25 protein-coding genes are annotated in these 24458 nt (G+C 36.5%); 8 read left to right on the top strand and 17 right to left on the bottom strand.

What is annotated here, in order from left to right; translation table 11 throughout:
* Positions 1–73: 73 nt before the first annotated feature.
* From LKI_RS04160 to LKI_RS04150, 3 genes are read right to left on the bottom strand one after another with little or no spacing between them, the layout of a single operon-like run.
* A complete protein-coding gene (locus LKI_RS04160) occupies positions 74–823 on the bottom strand; it encodes an ABC transporter permease (RefSeq protein WP_013102913.1) in 750 nt (249 codons plus the stop codon).
* 4 nt (positions 824–827) lie between these two features.
* The gene (locus LKI_RS04155) at positions 828–1574 is read right to left on the bottom strand and encodes an ABC transporter permease (RefSeq protein ID WP_013102912.1); all 747 of its coding nucleotides are present in this window, start codon (positions 1572–1574) and stop codon (positions 828–830) included.
* Positions 1571–2479: an ABC transporter ATP-binding protein gene (locus LKI_RS04150; protein ID WP_013102911.1), complete on the bottom strand. Its 909-nt coding sequence runs from the start codon at positions 2477–2479 to the stop codon at positions 1571–1573. Before LKI_RS04150 ends, LKI_RS04155 begins: the two co-directional genes overlap by 4 nt.
* A gap of 621 nt (positions 2480–3100) precedes the next feature.
* Between LKI_RS04150 and LKI_RS04145 the strand changes: the two genes are divergently transcribed.
* The 3 genes from LKI_RS04145 (at position 3101) to LKI_RS04135 (ending at position 5819) form a co-directional block, all read left to right on the top strand.
* A complete protein-coding gene (locus tag LKI_RS04145; protein ID WP_013102910.1) occupies positions 3101–3928 on the top strand; it encodes a sensor histidine kinase in 828 nt (275 codons plus the stop codon).
* A 14-nt stretch (positions 3929–3942) separates the two neighbouring features.
* The gene (locus LKI_RS04140) at positions 3943–4692 is read left to right on the top strand and encodes a LytR/AlgR family response regulator transcription factor (RefSeq protein WP_013102909.1); all 750 of its coding nucleotides are present in this window, start codon (positions 3943–3945) and stop codon (positions 4690–4692) included.
* Between the two features lie 137 nt (positions 4693–4829).
* Complete coding sequence (locus tag LKI_RS04135; RefSeq protein WP_013102908.1) at positions 4830–5819, top strand: restriction endonuclease; 990 nt, start codon at positions 4830–4832, stop codon at positions 5817–5819.
* 657 nt (positions 5820–6476) lie between these two features.
* Here the strand turns inward: LKI_RS04135 and LKI_RS04130 are convergent.
* The 3 genes from LKI_RS04130 to LKI_RS04120 all read right to left on the bottom strand — a co-directional run bounded on the left by LKI_RS04130 (position 6477) and on the right by LKI_RS04120 (position 9712).
* Complete coding sequence (locus tag LKI_RS04130; RefSeq protein ID WP_013102906.1) at positions 6477–7832, bottom strand: Na+/H+ antiporter NhaC family protein; 1356 nt, start codon at positions 7830–7832, stop codon at positions 6477–6479.
* 280 nt (positions 7833–8112) lie between these two features.
* Positions 8113–9324 (bottom strand): MFS transporter, encoded by a 1212-nt coding sequence (locus tag LKI_RS04125; protein WP_013102905.1) that lies wholly within the window; start codon positions 9322–9324, stop codon positions 8113–8115.
* A gap of 52 nt (positions 9325–9376) precedes the next feature.
* Positions 9377–9712: a hypothetical protein gene (locus LKI_RS04120; protein WP_013102904.1), complete on the bottom strand. Its 336-nt coding sequence runs from the start codon at positions 9710–9712 to the stop codon at positions 9377–9379.
* Positions 9713–9818: 106 nt separating this feature from the next.
* On the opposite strand from LKI_RS04120, the gene zwf reads away from it, so the two are divergent.
* On the top strand, positions 9819–11279 hold the full coding sequence (gene zwf, locus LKI_RS04115; protein WP_013102903.1) for a glucose-6-phosphate dehydrogenase: 1461 nt from the start codon (positions 9819–9821) through the stop codon (positions 11277–11279).
* A 53-nt stretch (positions 11280–11332) separates the two neighbouring features.
* Here zwf and LKI_RS04110 read toward each other — a convergent pair whose 3' ends face one another.
* The 6 genes from LKI_RS04110 to LKI_RS04085 all read right to left on the bottom strand — a co-directional run bounded on the left by LKI_RS04110 (position 11333) and on the right by LKI_RS04085 (position 17057).
* Positions 11333–11926, bottom strand: a complete 594-nt coding sequence (locus LKI_RS04110) for an ATP-binding cassette domain-containing protein (protein WP_013102902.1) — start codon at positions 11924–11926, stop codon at positions 11333–11335.
* 16 nt (positions 11927–11942) lie between these two features.
* Entirely contained in the window at positions 11943–12698 is a 756-nt protein-coding gene (locus LKI_RS04105; RefSeq protein ID WP_013975398.1) for a hypothetical protein, read from the bottom strand.
* An 87-nt stretch (positions 12699–12785) separates the two neighbouring features.
* Positions 12786–13664: a sensor histidine kinase gene (locus LKI_RS04100; RefSeq protein WP_013102900.1), complete on the bottom strand. Its 879-nt coding sequence runs from the start codon at positions 13662–13664 to the stop codon at positions 12786–12788.
* Positions 13651–14304: a response regulator transcription factor gene (locus LKI_RS04095; RefSeq protein ID WP_041773579.1), complete on the bottom strand. Its 654-nt coding sequence runs from the start codon at positions 14302–14304 to the stop codon at positions 13651–13653. The genes LKI_RS04100 and LKI_RS04095 overlap by 14 nt, the downstream gene beginning before the upstream one ends.
* 7 nt (positions 14305–14311) lie before the next feature.
* The gene (locus tag LKI_RS04090) at positions 14312–16303 is read right to left on the bottom strand and encodes an FtsX-like permease family protein (protein WP_013102898.1); all 1992 of its coding nucleotides are present in this window, start codon (positions 16301–16303) and stop codon (positions 14312–14314) included.
* A gap of 1 nt (position 16304) precedes the next feature.
* Positions 16305–17057 carry an ABC transporter ATP-binding protein gene (locus LKI_RS04085; RefSeq protein WP_013102897.1) on the bottom strand — a complete coding sequence of 251 codons (753 nt, stop codon included), beginning with the start codon at positions 17055–17057 and terminating at the stop codon, positions 16305–16307.
* A 193-nt stretch (positions 17058–17250) separates the two neighbouring features.
* Here LKI_RS04085 and LKI_RS04080 point away from each other — a divergent pair, with 193 nt between their 5' ends.
* The 3 genes from LKI_RS04080 (at position 17251) to LKI_RS04070 (ending at position 19564) form a co-directional block, all read left to right on the top strand.
* Entirely contained in the window at positions 17251–17691 is a 441-nt protein-coding gene (locus tag LKI_RS04080; protein ID WP_013102896.1) for a MarR family winged helix-turn-helix transcriptional regulator, read from the top strand.
* Positions 17688–18569: a metal ABC transporter solute-binding protein gene (locus LKI_RS04075; RefSeq protein WP_013102895.1), complete on the top strand. Its 882-nt coding sequence runs from the start codon at positions 17688–17690 to the stop codon at positions 18567–18569. The genes LKI_RS04080 and LKI_RS04075 overlap by 4 nt, the downstream gene beginning before the upstream one ends.
* A 134-nt stretch (positions 18570–18703) precedes the next feature.
* Positions 18704–19564 carry an aldo/keto reductase gene (locus tag LKI_RS04070; RefSeq protein ID WP_013102894.1) on the top strand — a complete coding sequence of 287 codons (861 nt, stop codon included), beginning with the start codon at positions 18704–18706 and terminating at the stop codon, positions 19562–19564.
* 50 nt (positions 19565–19614) lie between these two features.
* On the opposite strand, the gene LKI_RS04065 is transcribed toward LKI_RS04070, so the two are convergent.
* The 5 genes from LKI_RS04065 to LKI_RS04045 are packed head-to-tail and all read right to left on the bottom strand — an operon-like array spanning position 19615 to position 23471.
* Entirely contained in the window at positions 19615–20382 is a 768-nt protein-coding gene (locus LKI_RS04065; RefSeq protein ID WP_013102893.1) for an ABC transporter permease, read from the bottom strand.
* 3 nt (positions 20383–20385) lie between these two features.
* Complete coding sequence (locus LKI_RS04060) at positions 20386–21291, bottom strand: ABC transporter ATP-binding protein (RefSeq protein WP_013102892.1); 906 nt, start codon at positions 21289–21291, stop codon at positions 20386–20388.
* Between the two features lie 25 nt (positions 21292–21316).
* On the bottom strand, positions 21317–22183 hold the full coding sequence (locus LKI_RS04055) for a hypothetical protein (protein ID WP_013102891.1): 867 nt from the start codon (positions 22181–22183) through the stop codon (positions 21317–21319).
* Positions 22180–23085: an ATP-binding cassette domain-containing protein gene (locus tag LKI_RS04050; protein WP_013102890.1), complete on the bottom strand. Its 906-nt coding sequence runs from the start codon at positions 23083–23085 to the stop codon at positions 22180–22182. The genes LKI_RS04055 and LKI_RS04050 overlap by 4 nt, the downstream gene beginning before the upstream one ends.
* The gene (locus LKI_RS04045) at positions 23082–23471 is read right to left on the bottom strand and encodes a GntR family transcriptional regulator (protein ID WP_013102889.1); all 390 of its coding nucleotides are present in this window, start codon (positions 23469–23471) and stop codon (positions 23082–23084) included. The genes LKI_RS04050 and LKI_RS04045 overlap by 4 nt, the downstream gene beginning before the upstream one ends.
* A gap of 302 nt (positions 23472–23773) precedes the next feature.
* Between LKI_RS04045 and LKI_RS04040 the strand changes: the two genes are divergently transcribed.
* Positions 23774–24325, top strand: a complete 552-nt coding sequence (locus LKI_RS04040; RefSeq protein WP_013102888.1) for an ECF transporter S component — start codon at positions 23774–23776, stop codon at positions 24323–24325.
* Positions 24326–24458: the final 133 nt, after the last annotated feature.

The raw sequence follows: 24458 nt of genomic DNA, 5'->3' as shown, positions 1-24458 counted from the left end.
TATCATGGGTATCAATGGATACTCATCAATATGAAATGAAAAATACACTACTACTAACGTCATTCGAAAAATTTCACTGTAGCATCCTTTTAACAGCCCCACTCGCACCAATTAAACCAACAATCGTACTTAAAAAAGCAACTAACAAAAATACAACAATTTGAACATGATCAAAACTAACCAATGACTTAGCATGCAGTCCGATCATGATTTGATTGTACGGATAAAAGTCACCTACCGTGCTATTAATAATTGAGATAATCAAACCAAAAATGATGATACCAAAGTTAACTAATAAACTAGCCGTGAAATTTTTAACTTTCAATGCAATCCAAAGCTGAATCGCAATCACACCCAAACTACCAAACCACCCTAAAATAGCCCAACTCACAAATTGACTCATGCTAACAGATTCTGGTAAATGTAATAAATAACCCATGATCACAAATATTAGGAAACCAACAACCTGATTAATTAAGCTTATAAAAGCAACATACAACCATTTTGCCATGACAAGATGTGTTACTTTCATTGGCGATACGATCATTCTAAATAAATTATTGTTATCTACTTCATTTTTAATATTATTTGCGACAATAATACCCAAAAACATAGGAATAAATATTTGAGAAGCAAATAAGTTACTCTCTCCCCACAATGCCAACCACTGCGTATGACTATGAATAAAAATTTGTTTATTAGCAATATATAAAAATGTTCCCAACAGCAAACCTAGAAATGAACCAACCAGCAGAATCGCCATGCTCATAGATCTTTTATTCTTTAAATGTTCGGCATACATCAAACTCATTACATTTTGCACAATATCATACCTCCAATGTCTTATTTGTATACCATTCTGTGAAAAGAACTACGACTAAACCAACAAAAAACACGATAAACAAATTGATTAATATAGATGGATTGATTACAATTGTTTTTGCTTGCAACACTAAAGGATTTAATAATGACACGTACAACATAGGTATAAAACGCATCATAGTTTGCGGCAACATACCAGAGGTCATCATTGCAATAAAACTGCCTGCTAGTCCTAATAATATACCCACCACTTGGCGCTCAACGATAAATGATACCGACATTTGAAACGCTAGTGTACCGACTAAACCCGTTAACAAACAAACCATGGTTATGATAAAAAGGTGCCCCGTAAAAACAATATGCATATTTTGACTAACGTATTTTACTGTCATCACCTGTATTAGCCAGTACATTAGAACGATTAAGCTACCAAAGCATAATTTCGCTGTATATAGTTGTCGATGATTTTGGTTATTAACACGCAAAACACTTGGCATGTCATTATCAAAATCAATTGCCACAATACGCGATGCTAATATACTGATAAATAATGGCGCAAAGAAACCATTGACCGTCATTAACATTAATAACAAATAATTTTGATCCAAAATAAATGTTTTATGAGGTAAAGATTGTGTTCGAATCATGCTAACATAAAACCAAAACACCTCAACAATCATAATCAAAATCAGTCCAATCCAAAATGGACGCCGTCTATTTTTAGCCACTTCAATAAAAATATTTTTTATCATTGCGCACCTTCCGTCATCGTTAGAAACATATCTTCTAATGAATTTTTGACAACATGCAACTCGTGGACACCAATATCATGCGTTACCAACAATTGATTTAGTTGAATAATCGTCGCACGGTCAATATTGTTTAGTTCAAAACCATCTTCATTTTGTTTATTAATCAAGTACTGATGTTGTTCTAACAAACGAACCGCTGCGCTATTATTGTCCGTCTTAATCACTAATCGACTGGTTTTCTCCAGTTCTGCTAAACTACCTTCATATTTTATCTGCCCATTATTGATAATCGCAACCCGATTAGCTATTTTCTCAATTTCAGACAAAATATGACTAGAAATTAAAACTGTTGTCCCATATTTTTCAGGGAGTGATGCGATTAGTTCTCGAATCTCTCTTACCCCTTTAGGGTCTAAACCATTTGTAGGTTCATCTAAAATAATTAATTTTGGGAATTTCAACAAGGCTAATGCTATACCTAGGCGCTGTTTCATACCCAGAGAATAATTTTTAACCAATTTCTTTTTGGGGACATTCTGCAAATCAACAATTGTTAACACCTTTTCAATGTTACTCTGCGGGACATCTGCTAAACGTTGTAAGATCTTCAAATTTTCAATCGCAGTCAAATTAGGATAAAACGATGGGGCTTCAATCAAAGAACCAATATCGGATAAATACGCGTTTGTGTCTGCTATATTATATTGATCGAATAACTTGATGGTGCCACTATCAAGTTTAATTAACTTTAAAATAGCTTTCATCGTTGTAGACTTCCCAGCGCCATTTTTACCTAATAAACCATAAATATCGCCTTCGTGCACAGTCAAAGATACGTCTTTCAGTATACGATTACCTTGAAAACTTTTGGATAAATTGTTCACTTCTAATATATTATTAGTCATCGGTTTCTCCTATAATAGTTTTTGTAGCTAAATCAACACCACCTATTCTGATAGCATAAACTGTATTTGAGCTATTGTAAAAATGATCGAACAAGCGATATTGACGTCTGAACATCATATTTTCCGTGCTCAAATGCTGTATAGTTGTAATTAATAACAAAATACAAGGATTAAGGCCATATGTTGATATTTTTATTAGAATCAGTCCTTTTATTAGGAACGGCGATTAACTGTGGGTATACGATAACCCAACACCCAGAATCATTTACTTTAAAAAATTTAATTAGTTACTTCACCATAACCGCAATCACAATATTCTGTTTCAATCCAAATAACACTCACTTTGGGCTGTTAATGCCATTGTTCCTAGTCTCGTTAACCCTGCTAATTATTTTAGATGCACGTCCTGCTATTTTAAATTTACTATTAGGTTTTATCGTAATCTCCAGCTTATACTTAATATTTGTCGTTTTTCTCACTAGTTTAAATGAACACCTGCTCAATAATCTGATAACATATATCATTTTTTTTGCTGCTCTCAATGTCTGCGCGATAACATTAAGATGGCTACTGTTTAAGAGCAATGTCCAACACGATCAGGAACAATTTTGGCACCAAAATATGAATAAAGCGCTCATATTCATTATTGGCAGCTTAACGATTTTCTATATTTTCAGTGGTGATCTCAAGAAGTTAATCACCGCTTGGCCACTGACAATCTTACAATCGGTCATCATACTCATTCTTGCCATCGTAATGATGAGTATTGCTTTTCTTTTTTTGCAACACGAACGTCAAATCCAATTATTAAAGGAAACAAGCGTTAAACAGCAAGCCCACGATCTACAATCATACTTGAACACACTGAAAGCTAGTCGACACGAATACAATGCTCATCTCAATACAATTCATCAATTGCTGAAGAGTAACCAGATACAGCAACTAAACGACTACATGGACGACTTAATCAAGGATAACGATTACCTTTCAAATTTGTCTGGACTCAAATTTCCAGAAATTAGCGCGTTGTTATACCGTTACGAATTACTAGCTAAAAAAAAGCAAATAGCTTTTACCATCTACTTTGATAATAATTTATCTAAACTACCCTTGTCCCTATATGATTTAAATCAATTACTGGGTAATTTAATTACTAACGCATTTGAAGCCAGTGAAGCATATCAAAAGCAAAAGCCACAAGTAGAATTATCTTTTGCGCAATCTCAGCAACAGGTTACTATTTCAATTAAAAATTCCGGAAAAATAAAACACGCGATCAAAACAAATATGATAAAACCAGGTATTAGTTCGAAATTTAAAAACGCAGATCAACATGGGTTCGGTTTGTATATTATTACGCAAATTGTTGATAAATATTTTGGCGAGTTAATTATTACAGAAACAAGTAACAGCTATGTCGAGATTGCTATTTCAATACCATTATCATAATTAAGGAGAAATCAATGCCACATAAAATAAATACAATCATTTTAGATGACGAACCCTCAGCAATTGAAAATTTAGAATCAATGTTATCATTTTATGACTACATCAATGTCGTACAAACGTCGTCTTCATTCAACCATCTTTGGCATTACTTGCAATCACATGCTGATCAAGTAGATTTGTTATTTTTAGACATTCTGCTCCATAATGAAAATGGTTTAGACATTGCAAAAATGATTAATGCAAACTACCCCAACATTAAAATTATATTCTCCACCTCTGAAGCCTCTTATGCGCTTGATGCCTACGAAACTTCACCTATTGACTATATTACCAAACCAATCAACGCTGTCAGATTACAAAAGGCGCTAACAAAAATACGACAGACTGATAAACATCATATTCTGAAAAGTAACGATGTTAAAATTGGTATTAAAAATAAAAATATGATCGAAATGATTAATATTGATAGCATCAAATCAATCAAAAAAGAATTACGTCACGTTAAACTGCTTTTAACTGACGATTCAAAAATAACAACAACAGAAACAATCAATGCCTTGTTTCTTAAATTAAAACCTTATGGTTTTGTTATGGTGACACGTTCGATCATTATTCCTATCCATGATATTACTGCTATTGATTACAATTCATCAACACAACGTTACAGCATCCGGCTGCGTTCAAAATTACAATTACAACCTATTTCGCAAGCAAAAATCAAAGATATAAAGTCTGATTTAGCTGCTTTTGATTGGATTATTTAATGTTGATTGCCGAGGAGCCAGCCCCAGATTATGCAATTCTATTTTGTCTACATTTTAGGCTCACTTTGTAATAGTATTTTTATTTTAATGTATAATTAAAATAGTTTAAAAATAGATACGTTAAGGATATATTGAGCATGGTTGATTTGAATTATGATAATTTTGGAATTATTCGAAAAGTAACAGAACAAGAAGCTAATATGCCTAAAAATTGGCTTAGCTTTATTAACTCAGAAAAAAATTTGAATTATATAGAGAAATTTGGCGTGGTCGCCATTTTAAAAGCATTACAGGCTTATGGCGGACCAACTAAGGCTGCTCTTGTCAAAGAAAAAGCTTCTGAATATCCTTTTTTCACCGATCAAGACAGAGAAAAAAAGTCTAGTAACGGTCAAAGTCAATTAGAATTTCGTCTACAATGGGCTATGTCTAACTTAAAAAAAGCAGGCCTACTTTATTCACCACAGTGGGGCGTATGGGCTCTTACACAGATGGGAGAAGATGTTGATACAAATAATTTTGATGTCTGGGACGATGTTTATTCTATATCAACGCCTATTTGGCAAAAAAATAGGCTCAATAATCAAAAAAAGAAAGATGAAATACTCGCATCTTCAAACATCAACGCTGCTAGTTTAGATGCAGATATTATCGAAGAAACAGATGATTCTGAATTATGGAGAGATCAATTATTACAACGACTAACTGAAATGAATCCATATAAATTCGAAGAACTAATTGTTAACCTCATGCGAAAAATAGGTATTAAAATGGACACTACTTCAAAATCCGGAGATAGTGGTATTGACGGCATAGGTTATTTAAGAACACCAGAGCTGATGACGTATAAAATTGTTTTACAAACTAAGCGATTTACTAAGGGGGCTGTAACAGGACCTGATATTAGTAACTTTGCTGGTACCATTAGTGGTCATAATGCTGACAGAGGCATATTTGTTACAACGTCGACTTATACAAATGATGCCATTAGCAGGTCTCGACAGGGAGCTAATTTAATTACACTGGTTGATGGTGATGAATTGGTAGATCTATTATTTGAACATAGAATGGGAATTAGTGAAAAAACAGTCGTTGTTATCAATGAAAAAATGTTTCCAAAAGACTAATATACAGCTCTAACACCAGATTAACCTTGGCTAATTTACGATCATAAAAAAAGATCAACCCCACAATGACACAAAGGAATAGCTGGGTTACAAAATAAGGGCAAACAAAAAAGCATCCTAAGGATGCCCACATAATCTCAATGACCGTCGCGGTCATCAAAATAACGTTTAATTGCGAACGTCACAATTGCCACGCAAATTGCATTGAACAATTGTGTGAGTTCTTGAAAAAAGTAAAGCATGGAGTCTAAACCTCCTTGCCGTTGCAGTATAGTAGGAAAACAACAGCTTTTTAAGTATATCATGTTTTGAAATACCAATAATATAATGTTATAATGTTAATAGGAAAAAGTACATGGAGACTAACCTCTCTAGTAAAAAGGGCTAGTGCGTAGGAACACCAGCTCTTTTTTTATTTGACATTTTTTGGTTTGGATAAGCGACACGGTGGTGACTATAAATGTAAAAATGCTTTTAATTTTCTTTGCTAAGTTATTTAAAGTCCATAGTGTTCGCTTTATCAAATCTAATATTATAAATTCGACTGCATATAAACCCGCTACTTTAAGGACTGTTATATCATTAAAATAAAAAAACTCAACCTTAATAGCCGAGTTAATTTCTGTTTATTCTATTTACTGCATCTCAATATACAATTTACTGTTCTTTTTGCTTCAACCCAACACCCGTCACAGCTGACAATACTGACATGACTGGTGACAATAGGGCAAATAATGTAAATGGTGCAAATTCAATCACTGGCACGCCTAATGTTTGTGCAGCAAAGCCACCTGCCACACCCCATGGCACCAAGTAATTCATGACTGTCCCTGAGTCTTCAATTGTTCGACCGAGAGCTAGTGCTGATAGCTTAACTTTTTTAAAGCTCTCTTTAAACAATTGCCCTGGTAAAATTGTGGCTAAATATTGTTCGCCAACTAAGAAGTTAGCGCCAATTCCCGTCAATAATGTTGCCAATATAATTGAACGTTGGGTCTGTAAATGGCTAACAATGGGTGCCATGACACGATTCAAAATACCCAATCCGCTCAACAACCCGCCCAAGGCAAGTGCCAACATAATCATCATAATCGTTCCCATCATGGCAGACATCCCCCCACGATTAAGCAATGACATCAACGTTGCGTTAGTACTTGTCGTATGAAAACCGTTCACTAATAAGTCAGCCCAAGCCTTCAAGTTATGCTGTGTTAAAAACATGACACTTGATACTAGAACGTTGATCATCAGAGCAGGAATAGCAGGCAATTTAAACCATGCCGTTGCAACTAATAAAACAAGTGGCACAATTGCCCACCATGTCGGTTGTAGCAAAGGTAGCAACGCCGTAATCTTACGTGCTGCATCTGCATGAGTTTGATGCCCTAAACTCATAACAATCGTCACAATAAACGTTAAACTCCAAGCTGGTACAGTCGTCCACATCAGATTTTTGATATGTGCAAATAAATCCGTTTCGGAAATGGCACTGGCTAAGTTCGTTGAATCTGATAATGGCGAATTCTTATCACCAAAAATTGCCCCTGACAACACAATCCCAGCAACTATGGCTGGATTGATACCCATCAATGTGCCAACGCCCATTAGCGCAACACCAACTGTCGATAGCGTTGTAAATGCGCTACCGATTAGTGTGCCAATAATTGATGTTGTTATGAAAGCCGTCGGCAAGAAAAAAGCAGGTGTTAATACTTTAAAGCCAACCCAAATCATTGTTGGAATCACTCCGATTGCCAACCATAAGGCAATGAGTGCACCAATTAATAAGAATAAAAATAATGGCGTCAATCCCGATTCAACACCTTTAATGAGCGCTGTTTGACTATCTTTCCAAGAAATGCCTCTAAAGCGCGCAACCACCATAATCATACCAATGACAAGCAAGATTGGTGCAATGGGTGCCAGCCCAAAACCAATTACTCCGATTGCCAAAATCATAACTGTCGCGACAACTAGTGCCACTGAAGTTCCTGTGTTTAACTTATTATCCATACCACTTCTCCTGTCAATTTTTGTATCGTGACAATAAAAAAGTCCCCGCTGTCACATTGACAGAAGGGACGAATCGACATTTAAAAATCCGTGGTACCACCCAGCTTACGCGCTAAAAAACGCATCACTTTGGCATTTGATAACATGGTGCTGCCATGCTTAAATCGATAGCTGTATTTCGAATATCAACACCTGTGCAGTTTTCACCGACCACTGCTTCTCTTAACGCCGAATGTTTATTCTACTAAAATAGTTGCTAATTTCAAGTAACATTAGTTTACTATGCTACTGTATTTTTGTCAACACGTCGTGCCAACGTCAATGACAATACGGCAGTAATGAGTATCATTAAAATAAACACCGAAAAAAATAATATTTTCATCCAACCATGATCCATCATGATACCAGAATAAATGGGCCCGATCACGCGTCCTGAACTGATCATCATTGAGACAAAGCCTTGCGCCTGTCCTGCAACTGACTTGGGGGTAATTTGAGCAACCCATGCGGGCACTTGCGGACTTTGCAACATTTCACCAATAGTCAATAGTTCAAAAACCAGCACAATTTGCCAAAATTCTGTGACAAAAATTAAAAAGAAAAAACTCGAAGCAAATATGACACTACCTAAAATAACGGACACATGATACGGGTGTTTATTAGCCCAATTAGAAACAAATTTTTGCAACACAATAATTGTCACACCGTTAATCATCCACAAATCAGCATAGTTTCGTGTGGGCATGCCTAAAGTTTTCATATGCGGTGCCATAACCGTTTCCCATAGCATATACGAGAGATAAGTGATAAACAGTAACGCGCCAATAGCAGTCAGAACGGGTGTTAATCTAAATTTTTGCAGACTGTCACGCGACACATTAATTTGTTGATCAACCGACGATGATACGTTTTCAGTAGTCGCAACTGGCACGTTGAACTTAGTTACAATCACTAGCAGTAAACAGAAATAAATCATTGTCGAAATGACCATCAATAGACTAAAACCGTAATCAAATAAATAGCCCACTGCTAAAGTACCTAGTACGACGCCAATATTTAAAAAAATATACATGTTATTAAATATCACACGTGTTTTGTGACCAGGTAACGTTGTTGCAAACGAATTAACCAAGGTCTGCTCAATGCCCATACCAAAATTAGCTATCCATACTAAGATAGCAAAAACCGGCCAATGATTCCAAAAAATTAAACTAAAAACCGCCAAAAAAATAATGACACCGGTCATGACCATTGCTTGATATGGACGCCAGTGATCAAATAATTTACCGCCAACATAAGAGCCAAACATGCTTAGCGCGGCACCAATCATGAGGACAATACCTGCTGTTGTGAAACTTTGGTTTAATGCGCCTGTCATGTAAAGTGTCATAACCGGCCAGATCATTGAATTCCCGGTACTGGATAGTAAGGTCCCCAAAAGTAACCATTTTTCATTTAACGGTCGCGGTTTGTTGATTAAGTCACTGTGCATAAATCCTCCAACTGATCTATTTTTACTTAACATACACGTATGCACGCATATATTATCGTTTAATTATTTTTTTAGACTGCCCCACAACGGTTTTTATCAAACGATAAATAGGTCGACTGAACACAGTAGAATTTAAAACATATTGGTGCCGTACTGGTGTTGTTTTTAGTCCGCCAGCTTTTAATAAATCAGCAACTTCAGCGGGTTTCAGTGGTTCATCAGTTTGATAACGCCAATTATTTGTCTTAAGATCAACATGAATCACATAATAATTTTTAGACGCATTTTTAGTCGGCGCATGTGCAATAAGTGACTGACCAGCATATTGTCCAACATCCAATTGCCGGAGTATCTTTTGTTGTTGCGGTGTAAAACTATCGATTAACATGACTTTTTCCTTTTAGATGATTAATATGTTTGTGAAAACGCGTACTTTCAACTGAATTTTGCGTTATAATAATAGTGAATTGAATTTTAAAATTAAGGGGAACATCATGGCTTCAGAAATCAAAACGTTGGTAACATTTTTCGGCGGTACTGGTGATTTAGCAAAACGTAAGCTTTATCCATCCGTTTTCAACCTTTATAAAAAAGGATACCTACAAGAACACTTTGCCATTGTTGGCACAGCACGTCAAGAGTTAACTGACGAAGAATTTAAGCAATTAGTTCGCGAATCAATCGCTGACTTCACAGACGACCAAGAACAAGCTGAAACATTCATCTCACATTTTTCATATCGTGCACATGATGTCACGGATGCCGCTTCATATGGTATTTTGAAAGAAGCCATTGAAGAAGCTGCTACAAAGTTTGACATTGATGGTAACCGTATTTTCTATATGTCGGTTGCTCCCCGTTTCTTTGGCACAATTGCAAAGTACCTCAAGTCAGAAAACTTACTAGCTGATACTGGCTATAATCGTTTGATGATTGAAAAGCCTTTTGGTACATCATACACGACAGCAGCAGAATTGCAAAGTGATTTGGAGAATGCTTTTAAAGACGATCAATTATTCCGTATTGACCACTACTTAGGCAAAGAAATGGTTCAAAACATCGCTGCTTTGCGTTTTGGCAATCCAATCTTTGATGCCGCTTGGAACAAAGACTACATTAAAAACGTACAAGTGACGTTGTCAGAAGTATTAGGCGTTGAAGAGCGTGCCGGTTATTATGATACAGCTGGCGCATTGCTTGATATGATTCAAAACCATACGATGCAAATTGTTGGTTGGTTAGCCATGGAAAAGCCAGAATCATTTAACGATAAAGACATCCGTGCTGCTAAAAACGCGGCTTTCAATGCATTGAAAATTTATGATGAAGCAGAAGTCAACAAGTACTTCGTTCGCGCACAATACGGTGCCGGCGATTCAGCTGACTTCAAGCCATACCTTGAAGAATTGGATGTTCCTGCTGATTCAAAGAATAATACCTTTATTGCTGGTGAATTACAGTTTGATTTGCCACGTTGGGAAGGTGTCCCATTCTATGTCCGTTCAGGTAAGCGTTTAGCTGCTAAGCAAACACGTGTCGATATTGTTTTCAAAGCTGGTACATTTGACTTTGGTACAACACAAGAAGCGCAAGAGTCTGTTTTGTCAATTTTGATCGATCCTAAGGGTGGTATAGAATTCAAGATTAACTCAAAGTCTGTTGAAGATGCTTTCAATACACGCACAATTGATCTTGGTTGGACAATTTCTGATGAAGATAAGCAAAACACACCAGAACCATACGAACGTATGATTCATGACACAATGAATGGCGATGGCTCAAACTTCGCTGACTGGAATGGTGTCGCAATTGCTTGGAAGTTCGTTGATGCAATTTCAGCTGTATATGCTGACGACAAGGCACCACTTGAAACTTACAAGTCAGGTTCAATGGGACCTGAAGCATCTGACAAGTTGTTAGCCGGTAACGGTGATGCTTGGGTGTTTAAAGGTTAAAATTAATATATAACTAAAAGCGCTTAGGGAATTTAAATTCTCTAAGCGCTTTTTCACCCCAATTTAATCAAACGCACCGGTAAATCAGCCAATTGTTCTAAGTTATGCGATGTCATAATGACTAATTTTTGACGCTTTTGTACCAAAGAAGCAATCATTTTCAAAATGATTTTTGTATTATCAACATCAACACCACTAGTGGGTTCATCAAAAATATACAGCTTTTTCTCCAATAGGCATTGTCCATATGTCAACACCATCTGCCGCTCACCGCCGGATAATTTACCCATCTCAACATGCCATATTTTATCTAGTACTTGCTCTTTAATCATTTGAAACGTTGGATTTTGTGTTTCAATTGTGGGATTACCAAGTTGTCGATACATCGTAATTGTCTGGGCGACACTTAGTGTTGTAAAAAAATGAATATGCTGTAATTGATAGGCAATTTCAGCTTGCATTGGGACATTGACTTTATCACCTTTGGCCGCTTTTGGACCAACACCCGCAATAAAGTCTAATAATGTTGTTTTACCAGCACCGTTAGCACCTGTGATGACATTAATGACCTGATTAGAAAATTCAGCGTCAAAATTCTCAGCGAGTACGCGGTCAGGATAACGTAATGAATAATTTTTTATTTGCATGTGTTAATCTCCTGAACTACACCCGGTCCATTATCGAATGGACTGACAATTTTGACGTGCCGAACCACCCGATGACACCATAAACCACTGTAACAAGCACCCATATCAAAACCATTCTATCATCGAATGTCTTGTTCAAAAGTAGCGACATCATTTGGAAAGATGTTTCAACCATATAGGTCAGTGGGTTAAGCATGTTTATCACGTTACTAAGCGCACCACTTTCTGGTAGATTAATCAGTGCAAACAATCCCAACAATAAAATAGATACCAAGATATTGATCGATTCAATTTTAACTTTTAACAAAAATAACAAACTACTCATCAGCGCTACCGGCACGGCTACAATCATTGCTGACAGCACGCCGGCTATAATCAAGTTAATGTGCCAATTATGAAAAACGGTCATCACCACCACATTAAAGATAGACAATTCCCCAATTAAAACCACCAGCTGCACTAAAAAATTAGCAATGAGTATTTTCCATTTCGATCCAACAATAAAAAATAATTGCTTATAAAAACCATTTTCTCGCTGTGCAATCATGGCAACAATCACATTATTTAAAATGGTCATCATAATAATGTATGCCCAAAAATAACTAATGACTAAATTAGTCGATTGGCTGAAAGGCACACTAGAACGAGACCAATATTTGCCGTTTTGGTATAAAAAATAAATCGTGGGTAAGAGTAAGTTAAACACAAAAACAAACTTATTACTCAGCATATTAATTAAATATACTTGACATAGTGATTTGATAACGTTCATATCTCCCAATGTACTCCCAACTAATTAATGTATTAATGATAAATAAATTATTTCTATCATCATAACACAATAATTAGCTCATGTTATCTATCTTTGGGTTAAAAAGCTAATGGTGACTGTCGTGCCAACGTCAATCTTTGACGTCACTGTAATGTCACATGATAATTTATCCAACACTAATTTTGATAGGTATAACCCCAAACCACTCGACTTTTTATCTAGTCGACCATTGTAACCAGTGAAACCGTGTGAAAATAGCCGTGGTAAATCTGAAGCTAATATACCAATCCCGCTATCTGTCATGCGTAACTGTTGATCCGTTATGTCAATTCTTAAGCCACCTGACTCCGTGTACTTCACCGCATTATTAATAATCTGTTCAACAGCTACCGTTAGCCATTTAGCATCCGTTTTAATCATTGCGTTACCAACAATTGTAACATTTAAGTTTTTATGAATAAATTGCCTGGCATATTTTTTGACCACCTGATTAACTAACTCACGAATATTAACAACCTCAAAGCGGAAATCAGTGGCTATATTTTGAACGCGAAGATATTCAAGCAAAATAGTCAAATAATTTTCTAGTTCAAATGTTTGCTTTTGTAGTTCAGGTAACCGCGTTTGCGCGATCAAATCTAAACTAGCTAATGGTACTTTCATTTGATGTGTCCATACACGCATCATATCCATAAATGCTTGATCTCGCTGCATTTGTTTTGCCAATTTTGTACGAGTTTGCTCGTTTTCTATCTCTAAATCAGCGATATATCTTTGCTCGTGCCGAAATTTTTGATAATCAATCGTTGCATAAACGAGAAGCATTAGCAAGAACAGTAAACTCGCATTGAGTAGTGATATCATTGGTAACTGCCATAAGAAAAAAGTACACAAAAATAGACTCATCCCCACAATGACCGTCAACCACAACCCCAATTGCCGTTTTAAATAATTACCCCAATACATAGCCAACCCCTCGTACTGTGTGAATTTTATCAAAATTAATGACCGCTACTTTTTTTCTCAACCGTGCCATATTAACATGCAGTGTATTCGCATCAATGAACTCATCATTTTCCCACAGCTTTGCCAACAAGACGTCTTTAGGTACAACTGTTGTCCCATATTCAAACAACGTTTGTAATATTTTAGTTTCCGTAGTCGTTAAATCGACCTTAGCATCCGTGCTAATCAACTCATTATCTATTAAACGATACCCCGCAAACAGCAATTCTGATGCACTAAAATGATAACTCCGACGTAATAGTGCTTGCACTTTTGCCTTTAAAACAATCAGATTAAATGGCTTAGCAACAAAATCGTCTGCCCCCATACTGAGCGCCATCACCTGATTCATGTCATCATTAGCACTTGAAATAAAAATAATGGGTACTTTACTTGCCTTTCGTAATTCGGTTGTCCAATAAAACCCATTAAAATAGGGTAGCGTGATATCCATCAACACCAAATCAGCATGAAAATCAGTTATTTCTTGCACAACAGCACGAAAATTCAGCGTTGACGCAACGCTGAATTCTGATGATAATATATTTTTTAAATTGTTAACAATACTGACGTCGTCTTCAACAATAAATATTTTCTGCATATCTTTATTATACGTGACGTTGCACAATGTTGACATAACTACGTGATGTCAACTTATAAATCAAATAATATAACGAGATGATTAATAGAATAACGCCACCACTAACGGACAACATTAATGCGTTATTGTTAATACCAAAGGCATTGATAATTTTAGTAATCATCATGTACGCACCTGCAAAATGCACAACAGCCACCACAATTGGCATAAAAAACAACAGACGTATTTGACTATTAATTGTTTGTGACACTTCTCTTTTAGACAAACCGACCTCTTGTAAGATACGGAAAGCTTCCTTATCCTGTTCACCTTCAGCAATTTGTTTATAATAAATAATTAATGCTGCCCCAATGATAAAAGTAAGTCCCAGAGTAAAGCCAATGAAGAGAAAACCACCCGAGTATGCCTGCCCTTCTTTTAGTAGTGAAACTCGATCAGATGCGAGCAGTGATACTGGTGCTACGTTATCGTTTTCGTTCACTGATTTAAAGGCTTTAACGACCTTTTGACTATCGTTCTTACTCAAATCAATCACTAGTTTACGCTGTGCAATTGAGTAACCATCTGCATCAAACGTCATCCGTTGATACAACCGTTTAGTTTGTGTATCATTTGCCGTGACAATCATTGTACTGTTTCCTACAAGACTTTGTGTTGCGTAATTTTTGACGTGCGCTGTTTGACCTTTAATACGTAATAACTGTCCAAACCAGTTAATCGTCTTTGGATTAAATTCGCCAGCATAATTATGAATGAGTATGTCATTTGGCGCTAATTTTGGTAATTTATTGCCAAGCTTAATTAACGTATCACGCGAAACAAGCTGGACATTCGTAACACCTGACTGACTATCGCTGGACATGATATGTTTAACCGTCACATGTTTACCACGAGTCAATTTCACCGACGTTGTACCATAATCCACATATTGAATTCCTTTTTTCAAATCAACTTGCGTTTGTTGCTCAGTTAATGCCAAAATACGGTCAAATTGTCCTTGTGTTACATGTCCAGCACGCGTATCTCCGGTATTCATGGCGCTTAATTCTGTTGTAAATGGCATATTCGCCATCATATTTTGCTTTAATCCAGCCTGTAACATGACGGTCGTCACTAAAGTCACGATGGCCATTGTGACCAATATTGTAATATTTCCCAGTCCAATTGCATTTTGTTTCATGCGATAGAGTAAAGCATTTGTTGTAATAAATTTTTCTGGTTGATAATATTTACGACCGTGTTTTTGCCGTTTTAAATACCAAATCGTCATTGCGACGTAAAATAAGTAAGTTCCCGCAATCACTAGCAGCACAGCGCCTGCAAATATGACGATTATAAGTGAATTGACTTTAATCGTTATCGCTAAGTAATAACCTATCACTAATAACAACATACCCAAGAACGCTAAAAATCCTCGTGATTTTGGTTCACGCTCACCTTGGTTTTCCGAATGCAATAAAGTTAAACTAGAATGATGATGAATTGTCCACATACTAATCGATGCTAATAAAACAAACGCAATCACTGTCACAATAACCGGCATAGAGACACTTAACATCGAAAAGGTTAAATTAAAATAGTTCCCACCGATTAAAGCAATAAAAACTAAAAATAAGAACTTTGATAAAATAACCCCAACAATTGTGCCGAGTAGCAACGTTACCACCAGCAAAATGAATAATTCCAGCAGTGCAACAACGATAATTTGCATTTTACCAAGGCCCAAAATATCATACAAGCCAAACTCTCGTGAGCGTTTTTTTAACAAAAAACGGTAAGCATAGATTTCAATCCCAATCGAAAAAGGAATCAGTATGATTTGACCAATAATTAGAACGACAGCTACGGACTTAATGTCTAATTTATCTAATTCTGGTGAAAAAGCAATTGAAGCCAAAATAAAATTCAAAACAAACATCATGACTGTTGCCAATAAAAAAGGCGCGAAATTCTTAAATGATTTCCGAATATTACGTTGTGCTAATTTGAGATAAAACATATCAATTGCCTCCTAACACACTACTCATGGCTAAGTTGATTTCTTTGTTAAAGTCTGATGTACTACGCTCAGCACGATACAATTGATGATAGATCATACCATCTTTAATAAACAGCACACGTTTAGCATGACTAGCAACAACACTTGAATGCGTCACCATTAAAATTGTTTGCCCTTCATCATTAATTTTTTCAAACAATTTTAACAATCGGTCTGAATTTTTTGAATCTAACGCCGCGGTGGGCTCATCTCCTAAAATTAAGTCAGGATGTGTCATCAAAGCTCTTGCAATGGCCACACGTTGTTTTTGACCACCTGATAGTTCAAAGGGTTGTTTACTTAATATTTCCGAGATGTGAAGTAACGGCGCTAATGTACCAATACGTTCTTGCATCATTTGAATTGGCTTTCGATTCAACACCAAAGGTAAATAAATATTATCACGTACATTCAATGTATCTAGTAAATTAAAATCTTGAAAAACAAATCCCAAATGCTCGCGGCGAAATTTTGCTAAATCATTGGATTTAATCCCATTTATATTCGTACCATTTAATGATACGGCGCCGTTAGTTGGCCGTTCTAGTGTTGCCAATATATTAAGGAGTGTTGTTTTACCACTACCTGATTCACCCATAATCGCGATATATTCACCTTTCTCAACACTAAAATCAACATCACGCAATGCCGTTGTTGTTTCCTTTGAAAAACGTGTTTTAAAAACCTTTGCTAAATGATTAACCTCTAGTAACATATTATTCTCTCCAATTCATATACCATATCATATCTATTATTATCTACTAACTTGGCGGCTTCTTCACTAACAAATGCGACGATAACCTGACAAAAATGTCAGATTAGCTACTTTTAACGATAAGGTTGACAAAGACAATCATTATTTGGTATAGTTTACTGGTTAATTAACTAGTAAACTATCGAGGCCAATTATGTCAGAATCCGACAACATTATTCAAGAACTCAACACCTTTGTCCAAACGTACGCGGCAAGTTCTGAGTTCATTCGCACAACGACAGCACAACAAATCAATGCCACACAGGCACATCTGCTCATGCTGCTACAATCTCAAAACGCTACTAATACCACGCTTGCCGACAAAATGAAGCTGAGTAAGCCAGCAATTACCAAAGCCATTAAGAACTTGACTGCTCATGGCTATGTATCAGCAACACAAGATCCGGTAGACAAGCGCAGTATTAAGTACAAAGTTACACCTGCTGGTGTTGAATTAGCAAAACAACATGAACTTTCTCATCAAAGTTTACATCAAGAAATTGATGCCACAATTGCTAATTTCACACCACAGCAACAAGAAACAATTATGACATTTCTTGTTCAAATTAATCACTTAAAGGATGATCACTCATGAAAAAATTAATCGCTATTATGGCCGTTGTTCTCATTGCTATTGTGGGTTTCGCTACCGTTAAAGGTGCTTCACCAAAGAAAAACACCGATAACATCACAATTGTCGCATCAACCGATTTTTACGCAGAAATTGCACAAACCGTCGTTGGTAATCATGGTAAAGCCACAGCTATCATCAAAAGCGCCAACGTTTCCCCTGAAGACTATGAGCCAACAACAACTGTTGCTAAAAAAGTCAGTGGTGCCGATATTGCGCTTGCTAATGGTTTAGGCTATGATTCATGGCTAAATAAGCTCGCTAAAACATCTCAAAAAACGCAACTTATTCGGATTGGCGAAAATGTTTTGAACGAAAAAGCTGGCATTAATCCCCATCTTTGGAACAACCCAGATACAATGACTAAAACCGCACAATATTTAGCTGATACGTTATCTAAAAAAGACCCAACACATAAAAAAGATTACCAGGCCAATGCAAAAAAATATATTGCTAGCCTCAAACCAGTGACAGCTCTAATCACCGATCTCAAAAAAGACGCTCATAACCAATCAGTGGCCCAAACCGAACCCGTATTTGAATACATGTTAACAGCTTTAGGCTACAAGGTTATGGATACTGATTTCTCAGAAGCTATTGAAGAAGGCAATGACCCTTCTCCTGCAACATTGACAAACCTGAAATCAGCGATCACAAACCACAAAATCGCTTTCTTAGTTAATAATAAGCAAACAACCAGCGCAACAGTTTCTAATCTTGTATCGTTGGCCAAAGAAAATGATGTGCCTGTGATTAATGTGACTGAAACAATTCCAAATGGTGAAAATTACGTGACTTGGAAATTATCAGAACTAAAACAAATACAGAAAATCAAGCCATAATCATGTGACACCACCAGTTGTTTTGAATATGTTATACTACTCTTGAAACGTATCAGTCTCTTCTGATATCCATCAGGATTACCGGCGAACCTACTGGTACCTAAAAAACATTACAATTGGAGGTAGTAATCGTTATGTCCCTTACAGATACGTACACACTAAGTAATGGCGTTAAAATCCCTGTTCTTGGCTTTGGTACTTGGCAATCGGCCGATGGTGATGTGGCTTATCAAGCTGTCAAATGGGCACTTGATGCTGGTTACCGCCACATTGACACAGCCGCTATATATGGTAATGAATCATCCGTTGGTCGTGCCATCAAAGACTCTGGTGTGCCACGAGAAGAATTATTTGTCACATCTAAGCTTTGGAATGATGCCCATAGCCACGATGCGGCGCTCGAAGCACTCGATACATCACTTGATAAATTAGGCTTGGACTATCTTGATCTATATTTAATCCACTGGCCTAATCCATCAGGTATACAAGCCCAGGGTTCGGACGCTTGGAAATCTGCAAATGCTGATACTTGGCGTGCCTTCGAGGAAGCATATGCTTCTGGAAAAGTTAAAGCCATTGGTGTGTCTAACTTTCAAATCCATCATCTCGAAGCGTTGGCTCAAACGCAAAATATTGCACCTATGGTCAATCAAAACTTCCTTAATCCTTCCGATCAACAAGCTGATCTTGTTGCTTATAACACAGCGCACAACATTTTGAATGAAGCCTACTCACCGCTTGGTACTGGTAAGTTAGTTGATCTCCCTCAAGTAAGCAACTTAGCTGAAAAGTACGGCAAGTCAATTCCTCAAATTCTCATTCGTTGGTCATTGGACAAAGGATTTCTACCTTTACCAAAATCAACCCATGAATCATACATTCAAGCAAATACTGATGTGTTTGACTTCACATTAACGCCTGAAGATATAGGATCTCTGGATAAATTACAATCTGTTGGCGAGTTACATTTAGATGCTGACAAGGCAACATTCTAATCATATAAAAAGCGAACGTTTCACGTGAAACGTTCGCTTTTTATATGATTTTAAACTGACCGCTTCTTAAAAATAAGATAAGCAATCACATACATGACTAAGATATATACCAGATAAGCAATGATAACTGTATCTTGAGACATGTGTACCATATCTTTGATATTACTAGGTGATAATTGACCATACATCGACATACCAATGAAAATATTAAAGGGGTTCCACTTTAATATTGGTGCCATTTGAATCAACATAATCGAAATACTACTTAAAATTGGTGTACCAACAATCATCACAACACCTAATCCAATCGCAGCCCCTGAGCTCTTAACCAAATTTGTGATAAGCAGTACCAATGCTGCAACAAATATCATTTGTAACAACGTACTTAGCACTGTCATGCCCATTGTTTGCCAAGCGTTCCCTGCATAACCAACACGTTCTGCAAAGTTAAATTTCGGTGCAAAAATTAACTGACCAATCATCGTGCCAATAAACACTGACAAAAATAGCGCAATATAAATGCTAAGATTCAACACCAGTTTGCTTGTAAAGATCATACCGCGACTAAATCGGCGTGATAAGAGTGGCCTGATTGTTCCAAATCCAAATTCTTGTGACACACTCAGTGCGGTAATGATAATTCCTGCCATATAAACATAAAAAGTACCATGTCCCAAATCAACAATCGTACCAGCGCCACGTTGAGACTTAAAAATACCCATAATCAGTAAAGGAAATAAAACACCCAATCCTAACCAAATATGTAAACGATTTTGTTTGAATGCTTTATAATACTCTTGTTTCATTAAAGTTAACATTTATTATTCCCCCTGATCGTCCGTTGCTAGCATATCTAGCAATGATTTTTCCAAGTTACCCGTAACTGTATTAACCGTCTTAATTTGAACATCTATCGCATTAATTGCTGTAATCACCTGTTGTAAGTTTTCCGCCCCAGAAATCTGTACGTGACCGTCATCAATCGTCACTGACCAGTCATGTGCCTTAGCTAACTTGACTATTGCCGCATTATCTGTTGTTTCAAATACCCAACGTGTTTTGTCGTGACTAAAGAATTCTGATATCGTGGCAGTTTCAATAATCTTGCCATGATTAATAATCACAACGTCGTCAACTAATTTTTGTAACTCATCTAGCAAATGACTAGATATCAAGAATGCAACGCCCTCATTAGCTAAGTCTCTGATGAGTTGACGTAAATCATGGACCGATTGTGGGTCCAAGCCATTCATTGGTTCATCCAAAATCACTAGCTTAGGATGTCTAATAAGTGATATTGCAATTCCCAAACGTTGTTTCATACCCAGAGAAAAATGTTTCGCTTTACGCTTACCAAAATTATCACCATCTATTTGAGTGCGATGCATTAATTCAGTAAAATCAGCCGGATTTTTCGTATCCATTGCATACAGCTTTAAATGTTCTAACGCTGTTAAGTTCGGATAAATTGATGGGTACTCAATTAAATTACCAACCTTGTCGAGTGCCTGATGGTTACCGAAAGTAACTAGTTGTCCGTCTAATGTAATCGTACCAGCCGAATAACTCATCAAACCAGTAATTGCACGCATTGTAGTTGATTTACCGGCACCGTTTGGACCGATCAAACCAACAATATGCCCAGCCTCGACATTAAAACTCACATGAGACATCCCAATTTTTTTGCCAAACTTTTTATCAATGTTTTTTACTTCTAATAGTGCCATTATTTTCCCCTTTTCTAATGCCTCATTATTTATCCCAAGTGAGTTTCAACTTGGGTTTGAATACAAACACAAATGTCACAATTGTCATAATGACTGGTATGATCATGTTGTTGAGCACAACTGCAACTGTCAACGGTGAACGATTTCCTGCTATTAACGTGATAAACATTGACACAAAAACAAAAATGACAAATGGCCACCTGAAATAATGAAGCCTAATAGCATCATCAACTGTATCAGCGCTTATCTTAGTCGCCAAATAACCACCTATACTAAATAAGACTAATGATAATAGCAAAAGTAATACGTTTGCGAAAACTGTTTGTAGCGTATCACTATGTTCAAATACTTTTGTGTGAAAGATATGATCAATTTTTTCTATAGCAAGCACTGGTGATATAACGACAATCAACATAAAGATAGCAGTCATTATTTTCATCCAAACTGGACCAATCAATGTATAAACAATGGCCATGACACTTGCCATGAAGAATAGTTGAATACCACTAACAACGTCATCGGCAATGATATCCACAACTGTTTTAGGACGCGTAATTAATGTCAGTATGATATCCATTAAGGAAGACACCACAATCGGTAAAACAATTAACAATAATACCCGCGTAATAAAAAGTTGTTTGCGTGAAATATGTTGTGTATACAACCATGTTTCTAAGTGTTTCAGTTGATCATTTAATACTGTGGCCGCAGCAATTAGAATCCAAACGGCGCTAACTGCAGGTCCTAATTGTTCGTTAAAATGTTTAACAGTAATATTTTGCCATAAAAAATTTGATGTTAATGATACAACTGCCAATAGTAGGCCTAATATCAAGGCCATCATAAACTGATTTTTCTTGATTGTGAAGTACAACTTCATACTTTGTTTCATGCTTCAGCCTCCAACTCTTGCTGCCACGCGTAGGCTTCTTTGGCAAAACTAGCTCGAAAAATGTCTTCGCTACTTACTGGTAATTCTTCTACAAATTTAAAATCAGGTCCTGCCAATTTAATACCAATATCTTCTACAAAATTATTGAACACAATGGTCACAATATGCCCAGTCTGTGCAATAATTGTGCCACTCTCACGCAAAAAGTCAGGTAAAGTTTCACCAACGAATGCTAATTGGTATTTTTTGATATCTTTATTATTTTCAATAGAAAATGTACGATCAATCGTTTGGTCCTTCAACAATAATATACGATCAACTAATGTATCTAGTTCAATTAAGTTATGTGATGCAATCAAAACTGCGGTATTATGTTCAGTCACCTGTGTTACAATCATTTGCTTCACTTGATCTCTGATCAGTACGTCTAAACCATCAAGTGGCTCATCTAAAAAAACATATTGTGCACGACTAGCAAAACTAACAATAATCATAAATAATGCCCGCATACCCTTTGAATAGTTACGCAGTTGCCGACTATTGTTCAGCCCAAAACGCTTAATCTCTAAATCATACCAAGCTTCATCAAAATTCTTATAAGCTACTTTCATAATCGTTTTAATTTTCTTGGGTGAATAGTAACTAAGCCAATTCTCAGGCATATCAATATAAAATAGCTGATCATGCAAGCTAGGCATTTTATAATAATCTAAACCATCTAGACCAATACGGCCAAAATCTGGTAAAAATTCACCAGTAATTGTGCCAAATAATGTTGTTTTACCAGCACCATTACGACCAACTAAACCTGTCACTTCACCCTCATGCAATTCAAAATTAATATTATTCAGAACTGTCTTATTTTGGATTTTTTTAGATATATTTTCAACAACTAATGTCATGTCTTCTCCCTCTCTGGATTTTTTGGTATTCCATAGGCTTCAGTAATCCAATCATTTAATTGTTGGGCAGAAATAGCTGCTCGCTTAGCATCAATCACAACTTCCCCAAGTTGTTCACGCAATGCTTTAATCAAACGTTCATCTGCAACCTGTTGCTCATCGGCACTCACAAAGGTGCCTTTTCCAGCAACCGTTTCAATCACATTTTGATGTTCTAATGCCTTATATGCCTTCGCTACAGTGTTTGGATTTAATCCCTCAATTAAAGCCATCTCTCGTACCGAGGGTAACTTTTCCCCCATCGTCAGCACACCTGAAGCAACTTGGCCTTTAATACGCCACATAAGTTGTTCATACAATGGTTGATTCCGCTGAATTTGTGCCATTCATGTACTTCCTTTTTAAAATTTTTGATGCGTAGGCTTACCAAGTAGCCAACCTAAACATCAAATTTAGACCGTGTTTCATTATTCCCCTTGACACAATTATGTTTTATCATCTGTATCACGTGTACTATAATACACGGTACAGTTTGTTCTGTCAACTATGCCCCATTCCTATTATTGGTATAATCAATTCATTTTATTTGAATATTTTCATAATAAAAATTAATTTAACCACAATTTGTGTTAGAATAAGTGCAATTGTATGTTAACCATATAATAATTATTTGGAGATGAAAAGAAATATGAGAATAGACCAAAAATCAAAAACAATCGTCTTTGTTGCATTCTTTGCAGCAATTACCTATGTAGCAACTAGTATTCAAGTCCCTATGCCTGCTTTAATTGGTAAACCTTTTGTCCATCTTGGCAATGCATCAGCTTTGCTTTCTGTTTTATTATTAGGTTATAAACGTGGTGCCTTTGCCGGCGGCATTGGTTTGGCTTTGTTTGATGTCACACATAATTATATCTTAGATGCACCATATTACTTTTTCGAAATATTTATTGTAGGTGGTATAGCTATCCTTGTTTTGAACCTGACACATTATCATGTCGCACCGAAGCCTATCAAACTAGTCACTATTATCGCTGCTGCGATTGCCACTAAATTTGTGACAACCACAATACATAATTTTGTCATGGCCCTTGTTAAAGGATTAACGTTTCAACCAGCTGTGATTGCCACCCTATCTGCGCTAATGCCCACGTTGATTAACTGCGCAACCACCATGATCGTTGTACTCGTCACCTACCCAATATTAAGCCAACAATTACGTACAAAACTGACTGTTTAAAATAGCGACACATACAAAAAGCGCTAATGCATTGATCAATGCATTAGCGCTTTTGATATATTTAGAACAAACGAAACCCTGTATCAACTAAACAATACAGGGGAGAAAAAATGTATTTGAGAAAGAGAAGAGA

This window comes from Leuconostoc kimchii IMSNU 11154, from assembly GCF_000092505.1.
GTDB classification, from domain to species: Bacteria; Bacillota; Bacilli; order Lactobacillales; family Lactobacillaceae; genus Leuconostoc; species Leuconostoc kimchii.
This window is presented reverse-complemented; position numbering and strand designations above follow the sequence as displayed.

Bases quoted from the DNA above. Each gene is read 5' to 3' on its own strand.
- LKI_RS04155 (WP_013102912.1), bottom strand. From the start codon at position 1,574: ATGATAAAAAATATTTTTATTGAAGTGGCTAAAAATAGACGGCGTCCA.
- LKI_RS04150 (WP_013102911.1), bottom strand. From the start codon at position 2,479: ATGACTAATAATATATTAGAAGTGAACAATTTATCCAAAAGTTTTCAA.
- LKI_RS04145 (WP_013102910.1), top strand. From the start codon at position 3,101: ATGAATAAAGCGCTCATATTCATTATTGGCAGCTTAACGATTTTCTAT.
- LKI_RS04140 (WP_013102909.1), top strand. From the start codon at position 3,943: ATGCCACATAAAATAAATACAATCATTTTAGATGACGAACCCTCAGCA.
- LKI_RS04135 (WP_013102908.1), top strand. From the start codon at position 4,830: ATGGTTGATTTGAATTATGATAATTTTGGAATTATTCGAAAAGTAACA.
- LKI_RS04130 (WP_013102906.1), bottom strand. From the start codon at position 7,832: ATGGATAATAAGTTAAACACAGGAACTTCAGTGGCACTAGTTGTCGCG.
- LKI_RS04125 (WP_013102905.1), bottom strand. From the start codon at position 9,324: ATGCACAGTGACTTAATCAACAAACCGCGACCGTTAAATGAAAAATGG.
- LKI_RS04120 (WP_013102904.1), bottom strand. From the start codon at position 9,712: ATGTTAATCGATAGTTTTACACCGCAACAACAAAAGATACTCCGGCAA.
- zwf (WP_013102903.1), top strand. From the start codon at position 9,819: ATGGCTTCAGAAATCAAAACGTTGGTAACATTTTTCGGCGGTACTGGT.
- LKI_RS04110 (WP_013102902.1), bottom strand. From the start codon at position 11,926: ATGCAAATAAAAAATTATTCATTACGTTATCCTGACCGCGTACTCGCT.
- LKI_RS04105 (WP_013975398.1), bottom strand. From the start codon at position 12,698: ATGAACGTTATCAAATCACTATGTCAAGTATATTTAATTAATATGCTG.
- LKI_RS04100 (WP_013102900.1), bottom strand. From the start codon at position 13,664: ATGTATTGGGGTAATTATTTAAAACGGCAATTGGGGTTGTGGTTGACG.
- LKI_RS04095 (WP_041773579.1), bottom strand. From the start codon at position 14,304: ATGCAGAAAATATTTATTGTTGAAGACGACGTCAGTATTGTTAACAAT.
- LKI_RS04090 (WP_013102898.1), bottom strand. From the start codon at position 16,303: ATGTTTTATCTCAAATTAGCACAACGTAATATTCGGAAATCATTTAAG.
- LKI_RS04085 (WP_013102897.1), bottom strand. From the start codon at position 17,057: ATGTTACTAGAGGTTAATCATTTAGCAAAGGTTTTTAAAACACGTTTT.
- LKI_RS04080 (WP_013102896.1), top strand. From the start codon at position 17,251: ATGTCAGAATCCGACAACATTATTCAAGAACTCAACACCTTTGTCCAA.
- LKI_RS04075 (WP_013102895.1), top strand. From the start codon at position 17,688: ATGAAAAAATTAATCGCTATTATGGCCGTTGTTCTCATTGCTATTGTG.
- LKI_RS04070 (WP_013102894.1), top strand. From the start codon at position 18,704: ATGTCCCTTACAGATACGTACACACTAAGTAATGGCGTTAAAATCCCT.
- LKI_RS04065 (WP_013102893.1), bottom strand. From the start codon at position 20,382: ATGTTAACTTTAATGAAACAAGAGTATTATAAAGCATTCAAACAAAAT.
- LKI_RS04060 (WP_013102892.1), bottom strand. From the start codon at position 21,291: ATGGCACTATTAGAAGTAAAAAACATTGATAAAAAGTTTGGCAAAAAA.
- LKI_RS04055 (WP_013102891.1), bottom strand. From the start codon at position 22,183: ATGAAACAAAGTATGAAGTTGTACTTCACAATCAAGAAAAATCAGTTT.
- LKI_RS04050 (WP_013102890.1), bottom strand. From the start codon at position 23,085: ATGACATTAGTTGTTGAAAATATATCTAAAAAAATCCAAAATAAGACA.
- LKI_RS04045 (WP_013102889.1), bottom strand. From the start codon at position 23,471: ATGGCACAAATTCAGCGGAATCAACCATTGTATGAACAACTTATGTGG.
- LKI_RS04040 (WP_013102888.1), top strand. From the start codon at position 23,774: ATGAGAATAGACCAAAAATCAAAAACAATCGTCTTTGTTGCATTCTTT.